General features: G+C 36.4%; 10 protein-coding genes and 1 tRNA gene. 6 read left to right on the top strand and 5 right to left on the bottom strand.

Features of this window, described 5'->3' with window-relative positions:
• Positions 1 to 108: 108 nt before the first annotated feature.
• Positions 109 to 1,671: a M28 family metallopeptidase gene (locus ACFSQJ_RS09395; protein WP_377766702.1), complete on the top strand. Its 1,563-nt coding sequence runs from the start codon at positions 109 to 111 to the stop codon at positions 1,669 to 1,671.
• A gap of 54 nt (positions 1,672 to 1,725) precedes the next feature.
• Here the strand turns inward: ACFSQJ_RS09395 and ACFSQJ_RS09390 are convergent.
• Positions 1,726 to 1,802 (bottom strand) — tRNA-His (locus ACFSQJ_RS09390).
• Between the two features lie 126 nt (positions 1,803 to 1,928).
• On the opposite strand from ACFSQJ_RS09390, the gene ACFSQJ_RS09385 reads away from it, so the two are divergent.
• Together ACFSQJ_RS09385 and ACFSQJ_RS09380 are read left to right on the top strand one after the other, a co-directional pair.
• Positions 1,929 to 3,932: a sensor histidine kinase gene (locus ACFSQJ_RS09385; RefSeq protein WP_377766701.1), complete on the top strand. Its 2,004-nt coding sequence runs from the start codon at positions 1,929 to 1,931 to the stop codon at positions 3,930 to 3,932.
• Between the two features lie 132 nt (positions 3,933 to 4,064).
• Entirely contained in the window at positions 4,065 to 6,149 is a 2,085-nt protein-coding gene (locus ACFSQJ_RS09380; RefSeq protein ID WP_377766700.1) for an ATP-binding protein, read from the top strand.
• Here the strand turns inward: ACFSQJ_RS09380 and bshB1 are convergent.
• The 4 genes from bshB1 to ccsA form a co-directional block, all read right to left on the bottom strand.
• Positions 6,146 to 6,868, bottom strand: a complete 723-nt coding sequence (gene bshB1, locus ACFSQJ_RS09375) for a bacillithiol biosynthesis deacetylase BshB1 (RefSeq protein ID WP_377766699.1) — start codon at positions 6,866 to 6,868, stop codon at positions 6,146 to 6,148. The genes ACFSQJ_RS09380 and bshB1 overlap by 4 nt on opposite strands.
• Complete coding sequence (locus tag ACFSQJ_RS09370; protein ID WP_377766698.1) at positions 6,868 to 8,037, bottom strand: trans-sulfuration enzyme family protein; 1,170 nt, start codon at positions 8,035 to 8,037, stop codon at positions 6,868 to 6,870. Before ACFSQJ_RS09370 ends, bshB1 begins: the two co-directional genes overlap by 1 nt.
• 83 nt (positions 8,038 to 8,120) lie before the next feature.
• A complete protein-coding gene (locus tag ACFSQJ_RS09365) occupies positions 8,121 to 9,533 on the bottom strand; it encodes an MATE family efflux transporter (RefSeq protein WP_377766697.1) in 1,413 nt (470 codons plus the stop codon).
• Positions 9,534 to 9,697: 164 nt separating this feature from the next.
• Positions 9,698 to 12,868, bottom strand: coding sequence for a cytochrome c biogenesis protein (gene ccsA / locus ACFSQJ_RS09360; RefSeq protein ID WP_377766696.1), 3,171 nt, complete (start codon positions 12,866 to 12,868; stop codon positions 9,698 to 9,700).
• Positions 12,869 to 12,977: 109 nt separating this feature from the next.
• Between ccsA and ACFSQJ_RS09355 the strand changes: the two genes are divergently transcribed.
• From ACFSQJ_RS09355 to ACFSQJ_RS09345, 3 genes are read left to right on the top strand one after another with little or no spacing between them, the layout of a single operon-like run.
• Entirely contained in the window at positions 12,978 to 13,760 is a 783-nt protein-coding gene (locus tag ACFSQJ_RS09355) for a Rossmann-like and DUF2520 domain-containing protein (RefSeq protein ID WP_377766695.1), read from the top strand.
• Positions 13,744 to 14,271, top strand: a complete 528-nt coding sequence (locus ACFSQJ_RS09350; RefSeq protein ID WP_377766694.1) for a KdsC family phosphatase — start codon at positions 13,744 to 13,746, stop codon at positions 14,269 to 14,271. The genes ACFSQJ_RS09355 and ACFSQJ_RS09350 overlap by 17 nt, the downstream gene beginning before the upstream one ends.
• Positions 14,264 to 14,863 (top strand): Maf family nucleotide pyrophosphatase, encoded by a 600-nt coding sequence (locus ACFSQJ_RS09345; RefSeq protein ID WP_377766693.1) that lies wholly within the window; start codon positions 14,264 to 14,266, stop codon positions 14,861 to 14,863. The genes ACFSQJ_RS09350 and ACFSQJ_RS09345 overlap by 8 nt, the downstream gene beginning before the upstream one ends.
• Positions 14,864 to 14,865: the final 2 nt, after the last annotated feature.

Below are 14,865 nucleotides of genomic sequence, written 5' to 3'. Positions count from 1 at the left end.
AAAATTCTTAACAAGATACATAAAGCTTTGAAAAGTAAATTAACTGAGAATCATCAGTTTATTAATCTTTTAGTTATTTTTGGCCAACTTCATTTTTAAATTTATCTGATGAAAAAAGTATTTTTAATTGCTGTAGGTTTAGTAGCTGCATGCAATTCTTCTCAAAAAACTATTTCTACTAAAGAGAATATTGTTACAGTGCAGCAAGCAGACCCTGTAACATATGCAGCAACCATTACCGAAGATGAATTGAAAGAGCATTTGTATACATATGCATCTGATGAGTTTGAAGGCCGAGAAACAGGCAAACCCGGGCAGAAAAAGGCAATTGCCTATTTAAAGAAACACTATGAAACACTCGGTATTCCCGCGGCGCAAACCAATGGTGATTATTTTCAGAAAGTGCCTTTGGAAATTGGAAAAGTCCCTACAGGCAGCATCAAAATAAATGGAAATATCTATGAGTTAGGTGAAGACCTTTTAACATTTACTTCGGCACAAGGTAATCCTCAAGAAATAGATTATGTCGGCTATGGAGTTGAAGAAGAAAACTACTCAGATTACAAAAATTTAGATGTTACGGGCAAAATTTTGTTAATAAAGTCTGGTGAACCAATGAATGATGATGGCACTTATGTGCTTTCTGGTTCTGATGAAAAATCGGTCTGGAGCAATATGTCAGAAGCAATGGGTAAAAAATCTGCCCTTGCATTTTCTAAAGGGGCCATTGGAGCCTTGTATTATGACGGTCAGAATTTCAGTCGTTTTAAGCGCTATTTTGATTACATGAAGACCAATGACGCAGGTAGAATGGGCCTTGCCGCTGAGACATCAGAAAACTTTATCGTACTTCTAAACGAAAAAGCGGCATCTGCATTGAAAGATGATATCAATAGCGATAACAAACCCGCTAAGTTACCTGTAGATTTGCAATTGGAAGTGCAAAGTGCAAACGATAAAATTGACTCAGAAAATGTTGCTGCAATTATCAAAGGTTCTGAAAAGCCTAACGAATATCTTATCATATCATCTCACTTAGACCATATCGGGGTAACCGCGGACGGACAGATAAATAATGGAGCTGATGATGACGGTTCTGGTAGTGTGGCGCTCTTAGAAATTGCCGAAGCTTTCAAAAAAGCGGCAACAGAAGGTAACGGACCAAAGAGGTCGGTTGTTTTTCTTCACGTCACGGGAGAGGAAAAAGGGCTTTTAGGTTCAAAATATTACACAGATTACAATCCGATTTTTCCGCTTGAGCAAACAGTGGCTAATTTAAATATTGATATGATTGGTCGTATCGACCCGAAAAGAGAAGGTAATAGAAACTATGTTTATCTCATTGGTTCAGATAAACTTAGCACCGAACTTCATGAGCTTTCTGAAGAAATTAACGCTAAATACACCAATATAGAATTAGATTACACCTTTAATGATGAAAACGACCCTAATCGTTTTTACTATAGAAGTGACCATTATAACTTTGCTAAGAACAATATTCCGATTATCTTTTATTTTAACGGTACACATGCCGATTATCATAAACCCGGGGATACGCCTGATAAAATAAACTACGACCTGCTAGAAAACAGAACCAGACTAGTATTTCATACTGCTTGGGAAATAGCAAATAGGGATAAAAAACCAGAGGTGGATAAAGCTTCTAAATAAGTAAAAACCTTCGAAAACGAATAAAGCCTCCTAATTAGGAGGCTTTATTTTTATTGGGGTGGAAGACCGGGTTCGAACCGGCGACCCTCGGTACCACAAACCGATGCTCTAACCAGCTGAGCTACAACCACCATTTTTACGGTTGCAAATGTAATTTTTTTTGTTCTATCATTCAAAATAAAAGTTTGGATTAATAAAAAATTAAGTGTAATTATTACTAACTTCCTTACTTAATGTAAAATAGGGAGTTTCATTTAATGATATTATTGTTTAATTTTTATTCAATCGCTAAAGAAAGACTGTTTTTCATCCTGATATTCTTTTTTTCGTCTTCTCACTTAATATCGCAAACCAATACAAGAGACAGTTTACAACTAAAACTCAAGTTATTTTCTGAAAACGCCGCAGAGACAACAGAATATGTTTCCATTTTAAACAAACTTGCACACTCTTACCGATTTATAAATCCTGATAGTTTAAAGTTTTACGCCGATAAAGCTCTGAATAGTAGTCAAAGAATATCTTATTTTGATGGGGAAATAGAGGCCAGCATAAGACAAGGAGACTATTATTCCGATATTGGAAATCCTAAAAAAGCCGATGAGGTCTACAAATCAATTCAAAATCAATTACTAATCAACGAGCATCCAAAATTATTGGTGGAACTTTTAAAGAGCATGTCTTTGAACCATTTTTTTAATGAAGACATAAAGAAAGGTTTTGATAGCTCATATAAGGCGATAAGTATTGCCAAGAATAATAATCTTAAAAAAACAGAAGCAACATTAAGGCATAATCTAGGCTACGTATATTGGTCAAATAATCTGTACGATGAAGCTCAAGAAGAATATATTATTGCCGACAGTCTCTGGAATATATCTGGAGACGCAATGGATCTGGCAATTACAAAATCAAATATTGCTCTAAATGCCTTAGACAAAGGAGACTTGAAAATGGCAAGGGTTTATATAGATAAAAGCATTGACTTTTTGGCAAAAACACAAAATCTTTTATGGATCTCAAGAATTTATAGAGTGAATGCGAGATACTTTGTTGCCAAACGTATGTTCGATACCGCTCTAAGTTGGAATCAGAAATCAGACAGTATACTTAAACTCATAGATAACCCAAGGGATGAGCTGCAGGCTAATGAGCTCTTTTCCAAGATTTATATCAATAAGAATGAGTTAAAAAAGGCGGAGCCATATATCCTTGAAATGCACTCGCTTGCTAAAAAAATAAACGACCAAAGGTTCATTAAACAGTCCTATTTTTATTTGAAGGAGCTAGAGTTTCAAATAGGAAATCTTCCGAAAATGATTACCTATCAAAGGGCCTTTGACAGCCTAAGTCTAAAGATAAATGTGGCTGGTAAAATTAATAATCTGAAATTTTTAAGAGCTAAACAAGAATTTGACAAGGAACAGCTACGGATAAAACTAGAAAACGAAAAAAAACTCTCACAACAGAAATCGGTTAACCGGGTTATCGTATTTGCACTGATCATATCCTTGATCATAGCAATGCTCATACGTCAAAATAATAGTAATCAAAAAGAAGCAAATAGAAAACTCAAAGAGATAAATAGCACTAAAGACAGAATATTCTCTATTATCGGCCATGACTTAAAAACACCTCTAAATACATTAAAAGAGCTACTTGAATTATTTAAAGACAAAGCTATTTCGCCTAAAGAGATGATAGCCTTAACCCCAAGAATTCAAAACAATGTAGATTATAGTACTTTTACCCTCAACAACCTACTCTATTGGGCTCAAAGCCAAATGGACGGCATAAGGGCCGACCCTTCTAAAATGAATATCACAAAGATAGTAGCCGATACCATTGCTGTTTTCAGCATTGAAGCCCTTAAAAAAAATATTCAAATAAGAAATAAAATAACGGCAGAGTATATTGTAGATTTCGACTGTGAGCATCTTAGAATAATCTTTCGAAACCTTATAAGCAACGCCATTAAATTTACTCCTAATAATGGGGAAATAGAAATTTGTTCTGACAGTACTTCAATCCATACTACAATTAAAATTTGCGATACGGGCATTGGCATCGATGAAAATACATACTCCAAACTTTTTAATCAGGATAAAATGTATTCGACCAAGGGAACAAACAATGAAAAGGGAACAGGTCTTGGTCTTTCTATATGTAAGGAACTACTTCAAAAAAATAATAGTCTGCTTAAAATTGAACCCAATTCACCTAATGGAAGCTGCTTTATAATTACAATTCCTAAAACCTGAAATATAGTAAAAACATCGACGAAATACAGGTTTTTAATGCCAAAACACACAAAATTCGGTAGTTCACAACAATTGTTAGTACCCCAAAGACATGTAAAGTACATTTACTTTTGAAACCTACCATTGGTCAATATGAATACGCTTATTCCAAAAACTGTTTGGAAATTCATTTTAAAGAACATTCTCTTCTGTATGTTCTTTGGTATTGTCTTGCCATCTATTCACGCGCAACAGCAACAAATCGATAGTGTTTCCAATATTATCAGAGAATTACGGTTAAAAGAGGGGTTTTCAGAGAAAGATAGTTCTTATATTAAAGCTATTATTAGTCTTGGTCAATATTACCGTTTTTCAAATTCGGATAGCCTTTTAACAATTTCTAAGAAGGCCTTAAACTTAAGTATAGCGACAGATTATAAATATGGTATTATTGAAGGTTACGCCCTTTACGGTAATTACTACTCTGAAAAAGGGAAAAGTGCAATCGCTCTAGAGAACTATGAAAAAGCCCTCTCCATTGATAGAACTGGTATGAAAAAAAGTCAAGAGCTCGACTTAATAAACAATATTGCTAGTGAATATGGGTATCTAGGAGACTATTCTAAGGCTTTAAGTAGTTATCTAAAAGGTATAGATCTGGCCACCGAAATAGATGATAAATTTCTATTATCAATAATAAATGAAAATATTGCCGGTCTTTATACATCTCAAAAAGACTATGCGCAGGCTTTAAAGTTCTACGAAAAAACAGTAGCCATTAATGAGGAAATTGGCGAGGAGATTCCTTCAGCTCAGACTTTTAGCAATATGGCATGGACCTATTCGCAAATGAAAAGGTTTGACTATGCAATGTTTAACGTAAATAAGGGTATCTCGGTCTTCGAAAAACATCAAATTCTTGATTGGCTGGCTTTTGCCTATGAAGTTAAAGGACGAATTTACCTTGACCAGAAAAAATACAAATGGGCCTTATATTGGTACGAGCAGAGCAATCTAATTCATGATAAAATAGATGATAAAAGAGGCCAAATTGATATGTTGAATGGAATTTCACAAACCTATTTAGGTCTTGAAAAAGATAGCTTGGCAATGGTATATGCTAAAAAAGGGTACGCAGTGGCCAACGCAATAAACTCTATTAATGGTCAAAAAGACTGCGCCAATACCCTATACAAGATAAGTAAAAAGAATAACGATTATACCAACGCGCTACTATATCATGAGTTACATAAGAAACTAACGGATTCTCTAGCAAGAGATGATAATAAGAAAAGTTTATCATTGTTAAAGGCAAAGTTAAACTATGAAAAACAAAAAGAGTTGCTTATCGAAGAGAATGAAAAAGTTCTTGCCAAGCAACGTATCATAATCTATTCAACCTTATCGATCGTTCTGATACTTGGCGCCATCATGTTCCTCGTAGTCCGTAGTCAAAACATGCAGAAACGTTTGAACAGAAAACTTAACCATAAAACAATCTTAATTCAAAAGCGAGAAATAGAACTAAATGAAATCAATAAAACCAAGAACAAACTCTTTTCGATTATTGGTCATGATTTAAGAGGTCCTATCGGAGCTTTACAAGAATTATTACGTATGTTCTCTAACGGGGATATTAAGAAGGAAGAACTGAACTCATTCATTCCTAAATTAAAGTCAGATGTAGACAATGTATTCTTCACCTTAAACAACTTATTGTCTTGGGGGCAGTCACAAATGAACGGTTCATTGACAAAACCTAAAAACTTCTCCATTACCAATCTTGTGGATAGAAACATAAAGTTATTATCTGAAATGGCCGAGAATAAATCCATCAAAATTATTAATCACATTAAAGATGCCCCAAATGCATGGGCAGATCAAAATCAGATAGATATTGTAATTAGAAACCTCATTAGCAATTCTTTAAAGTTCACCCCAGAAAATGGGTTAATTACTATTTCTACGGTTGACGATGGAAACCATTGGAAAGTTCAAGTAAAAGATACGGGGGTAGGAATGACTTTGGATATGCAAGAAAAAATATTATCCGATTATTCAAATGTTACCACCTATGGTACCAATAACGAAAAAGGAACCGGACTTGGTTTATCACTATGCCGAGAAATGGTTGAAAAAAATAATGGTAAAATATGGGTAGACAGCAAGGTTAACAAAGGATCTATATTCTATTTCACCCTACCTAAAGAAAGGTCTAAATACAAACAGGCAGGCTAGATTAAATCGCTTATGCTATCAACGGCCAAATAACGCTCTACTGTAAAACCTTCGGCATACTCAACACCTATCAATCGCCCTAAATCTCGGGCCCGATAATTCACGCTATCTATAAAATTCTTACTACTAATGGGTGTTTCAGGCTCATTACTGTTTGGGTCAAAGAACTGTGAGCTATAGGCAAGAATAGCGTCTGTTTTTTTATCGATAAAACCTGTAACATCCACTACAAAATCTGGAACCAAATCTTTCCACTGTATATAATGATATACAACTTTAGGTCTCCACGGCTCCTGAAGCCCTCCATTATCATCTTGCTCGGTGCTTATTTTTTTTAGTCCGCTTAAAAAGCAGGCATCACTGACCAACTTACTACCTTTTCCATGATCGATATGACGGTCATCGATAGCATTGCATAAAACAATCTCTGGTCTATACTTACGAAGTATCTTAATTATTTCTAATTGATGTGTTCTATCATTAACAAAAAAACCATCTGCAAAACCTAGATTTTCGCGTACGGAGATACCTAAAACTTTTGCCGCTGCACTGGCCTCTGAATCCCTAATTTCAGCAGTGCCACGAGTACCTAACTCCCCTCGGGTCAAATCTATTATTCCAACTTTTTTACCTTTGGCCACCTCTTTTGCTATAGTTGCCCCTGCCCCTAGCTCAGCATCATCTGGGTGCGCTCCAAAAACCAAAATATCTAACTTCATTATACCAAAACTTTTTTTGACTTTAGCTGCGCCAAGGCTTGCTCAATATCTGTTATCAAATCTTCTACTTCCTCTATTCCAACAGAAAAACGGATTAGTCCATCTTTGATACCCTGCTTGGCCCTATCCTCGGTCGACATCAATGAATGCGAAGTTAATACGGGTAAAAGTACCGTACTCTCCACTCCGGCCAAGCTCATAGAAGGTTTAATTAGTTGTAAATTTTTCATGAACTCCGATGCATTTATGCCTTCTTTTAATTCAAAAGAAAGCATTCCGCCAAATCCGTTCATTTGTTTTTTTGCGATTTCATGGTCAGGATGACTTCCCAATCCTGGATAATAAACCGCATCAACATCTTGATGGTAAGCCAAAAACTCTGCCATTTTCTGGGCATTCTCATTTTGGGCTTTTATCCGCAACCCCATAGTCTTCAAACTACGTTCTAACAACCAAACAGTTTGGTCACTTAAACTTCCCCCAAAACAAATAGAGGATTCCCAAATCGTATGAATGTGTTCTTTAGATGCCACAACTGCGCCGGCACAAATATCTGAATGTCCGCCCATATACTTTGTGGCACTATGAAGGACGATATCAATACCAAAATCAATCGGATTCTGATTTACAGGACTAGCAAACGTATTATCAATCATAGAAATGAGCCCATGCTGTTTAGATAAATTTGCCACCCCTTCCATATCAGTAATCGTTAAAAGCGGATTTGAAGGCGTTTCTATATAAATTACTTTAGTATTCGGTTTTATTTTCTTTTCAAAATCTTCAACTGTCCAACCTTCAGTGAAAGAGTATTCAATACCATATTTTTCAAACTGGGTCACAGCAAAGTTATACGTGCCACCATATAAGGTTTGTTGCAATAAAACATGGTCGCCGGCTTTTAAAAATGCCATTAAGGCATGACTTATTGCTGCCATTCCGCTACCAAAAATAAGAGCACTCTCGGCATGCTCTAAAGCTGCAATTTTCTTGGACAATGCTTCTTGGTTGGGTGTATTAAAATATCTTGGATATCTTTTGACGTCAACATCTTCAAAAGCATAGGAAGAGGACATATATATTGGGGAAACAGCACCTTTAAATTGTTCATCTTTTACTTCGCCAACATGCGTGCAAATCGTATTAATTCCTTTAAAACTTTTATTCATAAGGAAATCGTTTTTTGAATTTTTAAATTTAACGAAATCATTTGTAACAAACTTGCTATGAATTTGTGGAGATAAAAGAATTACTAGACTTGTATTGTTTTCCACCTTCCTTTCTTAAACCAAATCATAGAAAGTATGGCCAAAAATACTTGGGCAGCCGTAATAGCGATAAAAACGCCCATTGCCCCAAAATCAAAAGTTAAAGCCAAAAGATATGCCATTGGTAACTGAAACATCCAGAAGGCAATTAAATTAAGCCTTGTAGGTGTTCTTGTATCCCCCGAACCATTAAAAGCTTGGGTAACGACCATACCATAAGCATAAAATATATAGCCCAAGGCAATAATCTGTAAACAGAGGGCCCCATTTTTGACAACCACCGGATTTGTATTGAACCACCCTACAATTTGCTCAGCAAAAAGAAGATATACAAGTGAAACAATACCCATAAAGATAGCATTGTACTTGCCGGTTTTCCAGACAGAGGTCTCCGCCCTTTCGGGTTGGTTTGCACCTAAATTCTGACCTACAAGAGTCGCAGCAGCATTACTCATACCCCAAGAGGGCATTAATGTAAATAGTATTACTCTAATCGCAATAGTGTACCCGGCCAATACTTCACTGCCAAATTCTGACATGATACGCATTAAAAATACCCAGCTCGATGTACCAATTAAAAATTGCGCAATACCACCAAGGGAAACTTTAATTAGATTTAGCATTACACCAATATTTAGCGAGATATCCTTTAACACAAGTTTAATTTTGCCCCAACCAAAAAATAGGATGCCAAGCTGAAACAAAACTGCAGATCCACGGCCAATATTGGTAGCGACAGCTGCACCCATAACGCCCAATTCTGGAAAAGGACCCCATCCGAATATAAAAAATGGGTCTAAAATGATATTCAATCCGTTTGATAGAATAAGGGTCCACATAGCAATGGATGCGTCACCGGCACCGCGAAAAATAGCATTGATCAAGAATAATAAAAGAATGGTAATATTACCTCCAAGAAGCCATTTGGTATACCCTGCCCCTTCGGCAATCAAATCGGGTTCTGCCCCCATAAGGGCAAGTATCTCTTTATGGTATAAAAAACCTATTATACCTACTACCAAGGCAATTAAAACTCCTAAAAATATTGCCTGTACTGCGGCATTTCGAGCTCCTTGAATATCTTTCTCTCCCACTCGGCGTGCTACGACAGCAGTGGCGGCAATACTTAACCCTATTGCTACGGCATATACCAAAGTTACAACGGACTCCGTTAACCCAATGGTGGCCACTGCGTTAACGCTCACTTGAGAAACATAGGCAATATCGACAATGGCGAAAATGGACTCCATCATCATTTCTAGAATCATAGGGATGGAAAGCATGAAAATTGCCTTACGAATACTACCAGAAGTGAACTCCGTTTCTTTACCTGTTACGGCACTTATAAAATAATGAAATAGTTTTTTTATTGATAAAGGTTGTTGTTGTGATGTCATTATGACTGAAATTATGTTAGTAAAAAGAAAATGATGCCTTAGCCGAAAAAGTGTTTCAGCTAATTAAATCGCCTTGCGGCCGTGACATCTATCGAATACATAATTTCTATAACTTCATAATGATACAAAGATGGCAAAAAAAATTAAAACTCCAATTTTCAGTTCTATTTTGAATAGTTGACCTTATACCTCCAAAGGCTAATTCCTCCTAAAATAAAAACCCCAAGAACTGTGTACCATATAAAATTTGGCGTTATAACTTGATCTCCGCTCGCATAGCTATGTAATCCAGAGAGATAAAAATTTACCCCAAAATAAGTCATCATAATACTTGCATAAGCTACGATACTTGCAAAACTAAAAGTCCATCTGCCCCTTAAGCCTGGTACCAATCTCATGTGTAGGACAAAAGCATAAATCATTATTGAAATTAAGGCCCAAGTTTCTTTTGGATCCCAGCCCCAATAGCGACCCCAACTTTCGTTGGCCCATTGTCCTCCAAGAAAATTTCCTATGGTCAGCATAACTAAACCAACTGTTAAAGCTAGTTCATTAATGGTGGTGAGCTCTTTAAGATTAATGTCTATACGTTTTTTATTCTTTTTGTTAGTAAGCGTGATCAGTAATAAAGATACTACCCCTAATATCATACCCACGGTTAAAGGGCCGTAGCTTCCTACAATTACCGCAACATGTATCATCAACCAATAACTATCTAATACCGGTTGTAGATTGGCAATTTCTGGATCAACCCAACTTTGATGCGCGACCCACAACAACAAGGCGGTTACAAAAGCACTTGCTGCAAGTGTCAAATCACTTTTACGAATTCCAAGCAATAGACCCATGCCCATGGTAGCCCAAGAAACATACAAAATACTTTCATAAGCATCACTCCATGGTGCGTGACCAGAAATATACCAGCGCAAAACCAAGCCCGCTGTATGCCAAACAAATAATAAAATAATTAAGCCCTTAAAGAAGTATGTGGCTGCTTTCCATATCTCACGGTCTTTAAATATTCTAAAAATTAAGATGAAGAACAGCAGCCCCCCAACCATTACGTAGTATTGGTATAAACGGTTAAAAATGCCTATCTTATTATAAATTATTTCGGTTTTAATCTTTTGGTCGCTAGGCAAAACCTCAGACCCATGATTTTTCTGATTTTGATGAAAGGCTTCCAACAATTTATTAGACTCGGTATAATCACCTGATACAATGGCATTTTTAACAGTATTTAAATAATACGGAATAGCATTATTCATAAAATTGGCATACAAGGAGTCTTGTACCTGAAACTGTCCAGAACGATATTCAACAGCAGCAATCCATTTATTATTTTCATCGTTCAATAAGGGAAATATCTTCATCATCTTTCCGCTTAAAGCGACATCTAACAGGCTCAACCGCTCAGAGGCTTTCTTAAAGTCTTTTTGAAATTTATTAGGATTAGTCGTAGAAGTTGCCTCTCGAATATAAGGTTGTAACTTATAATTGCCCTTAGCATCAAAAAAGTCGGTGGCCTTAACAAACTTCTGCTTTTTCGCTACACCAACAATTTTTCTAATACTATCATTTCCTTTTTCCCCTAGAGAAATAAACTCAGTGTTATACCAAAGCACTGGGTTTAGCATCATCGAGATAAAGACTTGGTTTGAGTTTAAATCCTTATATGAATTTTTACCACTAATTCTACGTAGTAATTCAGAAGAAAAAGTATGAATAGGCTTCATACGCCCGCCTTCGTCTTGAATAATTAAAGTTCCGAATTTATCGGCATGTTCCTTAGAGACTGTTGTTGCCTTTAAAACGGAGTCTATCTGAAATTGTGTAGGTAGGCCATTGTGGGCGTGAGCATCATTTGCATTTTGGGCAATAATACCAAGTGAACAGAATAAAAATACAATTAGGGATAAAGTCTCTTTTTTAGCCTTCAATTTATCCAACAATTTAGTCAAATCTTTGAAGCGCGTTTTACCAAAGAACATAATACCCATCAAGCCAATGTATAGCAAAAAATAACCGGCATAGGTAACCCAAGTGCCCCACCTATCATGATTTACTGATAAAATAGTCCCTTTTTCATCGGGCATAAAACTAGCTTGAAAAAAGCGATATCCTTTATGGTCAAGTACATGATTCATAAATATGTCGTAATCAAAAGAGCGCTCATCTTCAACGGTAATTTTACTCATAAAAGATTTATAACTACTCTCAGTACCTGGATACTTTTCAGCAATAAAATCATTCAACTTAACATTAAACGGTAACTCGTAAGCTTTGGAACCATATTTCAAAGAAAAATCCAGTTCACCTAGTGAAAATTTATCTGAAAAATCGGACATGCCCTTTTCACCAGTTAATTTTTGAATGCTGGTTTTTCCATTAGTAGTTATCTCAAGAATCAAAGTATCCTTAACCCCATCTCTAGCCGTTGGAACTGTTGATGGTACTGCTATGTATTTACCTTTTGTTACCGGTTCTGGTATTACGAATTGAGTTCCGGCCATGGTATATAGCGACCGTAATTGAAGTTGTTGCAGACTATCTTTGAAGACTTCACCTTTAAATTGGTCCGCCATTCGCATAAAACCCCCATCAAATGCAGCCTTGATAGTATAAACACTATCGGTAGTGAATATATTGATAGCGCCTTGAGTCTCTTTATTTAAGCTAAAAAGAATATTGTGGATGTTGGCAATTTTTCCATCCTCTAAATAATGTTCATGGCGTTGCCCATCACCGGCCTCCACTATTTTTAGATAATTTTTTCCCGTTTCGTCCGCAACCCATTCTTTATTAGCGCCCCATTTAAAATCAATAAAATCTATTTGAAAAGGCTGTCCGTTAAAATCACTCTTCCATGGGAGACTTGAACGTTTACCCTCAGGGGTAACTAAAATATCGTCTTCTAAAACCCTTCGACGCGTATCACCGTTAATCTCGCCATCTACAAAAACAGTTAAATAGGTTTTATCTGAGTAGAACACCTTTTCGGCATTACCTTCGCGAATCGGCATCATACCCTCAAAACCCAAATATCTTGTTATTCCTGCCCCCACTATGATAAGAATCCAAGATAAGTGCAGCATTAAAACTGGCCATTTTTTCCACTGTAGTAGATTATACCTAAAAATATTGCCCGAAAAATTTATGACAAAAAACACCATGATTACCTCGAACCAAGTGGCATTATAAATATATATTCTTGCTGTTTCAGTGCTATACCAGGTTTCAATAAAAGTGCCAATACCCATAGCAACGGCGAAAGCCAAGAAGAGAACTGCCATTAAACGAGTGGAGAAAAGCGTTTTCTTGAGCAAGTCGAACATAAATCTGTCTTTGGCATGCAAAAGTACGGCGTTTTTGCTTTTTGAAAATGAACAAACCACACTAAATAGTTCAACAAAATTGTTAATTCTTTCTCAATGTGTTCCCGTAATGAAATTTGTACTTTTGCGCATGCTTTCAGTAGTACTTATAGGCACTGGTAACGTGGCCCACCATCTATTTGATGCTTTCTATCCCAAAGAAGATATTCAGGTAATACAGGTTTTTGGACGAAACATCCGCTCACTATCTTCTTTTGAGGCTAAATGTGCGGTTACTTCTGTTCCTGAAAATATTATAGATGCCGATGTTTATATTGTTGCCGTAAATGACGACGCCATTTCAGAAGTTTCTAAGCTATTGGTAACTAAAAAAGGTATGGTCGTACATACCTCTGGTAGCGTTTCTAAAGATAATGTAGTAGCAGCCAGAAAAGGTGTTTTTTATCCCCTACAAACCTTTTCGCCTAAAAAAGAGGTTGACTTTAGTAGTATTCCTATTTGCATCGAAGCCGATACTTTACAAGATTTGAAAATTTTAGAAGTACTTGCACACAAAATTTCCGAAAGGGTACATCTAGTATCATCGGCTCAGCGAGAGAAATTACATCTGGCAGCTGTTTTTGTAAATAACTTTACCAATCATATGTACGTCATAGGTCAAGAAATCTGTAGTAAAGAAGAACTTCCTTTTGACTTATTAAAACCTCTTATATCTGAAACTGCCAATAAATTACGATTTTTGAGTCCCGATAAAGCACAAACAGGTCCTGCGAAACGTAATGACATTTTAACCATGCAAAAGCACCTAGACGCACTAGAAAATCCGATACAGAAGAAACTATATCAGCTGATAAGCGAATCTATTAAAGAGCAAAATGAAAAAAAATTATAAAGAATACCTCAACCAGATAACTACTTTTATTTTTGATGTTGACGGTGTTTTTACCGATGGTACCTTACTCATTACCACTAAAGGAGAAATGCTTCGGAAAATGAATGTCAAAGATGGGTATGCGTTAAAGACCGCGTTGCAAAAAGGTTACAATGTTTGTATTATCTCCGGAGGCAATAATGAAGGGGTTCGTAATAGATTTAAGGCCCTTGGTGTAACCGATATTTATTTAGGTGCGCATCATAAACAAAACCCTCTTGATGAATATTTAGACATCCATTCAATTAAGCCCGAAAACGTTCTATATATGGGTGATGATGTACCTGACATACCTCCTATGAAGATGGTGCAATTGGCGACATGTCCGCAAAATGCAGTAGCCGAAGTAAAATCGATTTGCGATTATGTTTCCCATAAAAATGGCGGGGAAGGCTGTGTACGAGATATCATAGAACAGGTTTTAAAAGTTCGAGGGGATTGGAATTCAAACTTTAGTGCCGCGAATGATTAAAAATCCACTGGCAGAAAAGTTAAAGGATTACAAGCTAATTTTAGCTTCTGGTTCACCCCGAAGGAAAAAATTCTTTGAGGATTTAGGAGTAGAATTTGAGGTACAATTAAAACCGGTCGAAGAAGTATATCCGAAAGAACTTAAAGGAGAAGAAATAGCCTCTTATTTGGCTAAACTAAAATCATCTGTATTCACGGATAGATTGAAGACCAACGAAATTTTGGTTACTTCAGATACCGTTGTATGGCATCAGAATGAATCTCTGGCCAAAGCAGAAAGTGAAGTTGAAGCCAAAGAAATGCTCAAAAAATTATCAGGGCAATGGCATGAAGTTATTACTTCGGTATGCTTTACTACCAAAACCCAACAAAAAGTAGTTAGCGCTACAACCAAAGTGAAACTTGCCGAATTGACCGTTGAAGAAATAGCATACTACATCGAGACCTTTAAGCCCTATGATAAAGCTGGTGCATACGGAATTCAAGAATGGATCGGACTTATTGGTATCGAAGAAATTAGAGGCCTTTACACCAATGTAGTCGGTTTACCTACGCAATTAGTTTACAAAACGTTAATGGCTATTGTTGCCTAGGT

It is taken from the genome of Croceitalea marina (assembly GCF_042684265.1).
GTDB lineage: Bacteria > Bacteroidota > Bacteroidia > Flavobacteriales > Flavobacteriaceae > Croceitalea > Croceitalea marina.
Note: the sequence above shows the minus strand (reverse complement) of the source record. Positions and strands in the feature narration are given on the sequence as shown.

What these genes read in the sequence shown, in the direction of transcription:
- ACFSQJ_RS09395 (WP_377766702.1), top strand. Translation starts at nt 109, where the DNA reads ATGAAAAAAGTATTTTTAATTGCTGTAGGTTTAGTAGCTGCATGCAAT.
- ACFSQJ_RS09385 (WP_377766701.1), top strand. Translation starts at nt 1,929, where the DNA reads ATGATATTATTGTTTAATTTTTATTCAATCGCTAAAGAAAGACTGTTT.
- ACFSQJ_RS09380 (WP_377766700.1), top strand. Translation starts at nt 4,065, where the DNA reads ATGAATACGCTTATTCCAAAAACTGTTTGGAAATTCATTTTAAAGAAC.
- bshB1 (WP_377766699.1), bottom strand. Translation starts at nt 6,868, where the DNA reads ATGAAGTTAGATATTTTGGTTTTTGGAGCGCACCCAGATGATGCTGAG.
- ACFSQJ_RS09370 (WP_377766698.1), bottom strand. Translation starts at nt 8,037, where the DNA reads ATGAATAAAAGTTTTAAAGGAATTAATACGATTTGCACGCATGTTGGC.
- ACFSQJ_RS09365 (WP_377766697.1), bottom strand. Translation starts at nt 9,533, where the DNA reads ATGACATCACAACAACAACCTTTATCAATAAAAAAACTATTTCATTAT.
- ccsA (WP_377766696.1), bottom strand. Translation starts at nt 12,868, where the DNA reads ATGTTCGACTTGCTCAAGAAAACGCTTTTCTCCACTCGTTTAATGGCA.
- ACFSQJ_RS09355 (WP_377766695.1), top strand. Translation starts at nt 12,978, where the DNA reads ATGAAATTTGTACTTTTGCGCATGCTTTCAGTAGTACTTATAGGCACT.
- ACFSQJ_RS09350 (WP_377766694.1), top strand. Translation starts at nt 13,744, where the DNA reads ATGAAAAAAAATTATAAAGAATACCTCAACCAGATAACTACTTTTATT.
- ACFSQJ_RS09345 (WP_377766693.1), top strand. Translation starts at nt 14,264, where the DNA reads ATGATTAAAAATCCACTGGCAGAAAAGTTAAAGGATTACAAGCTAATT.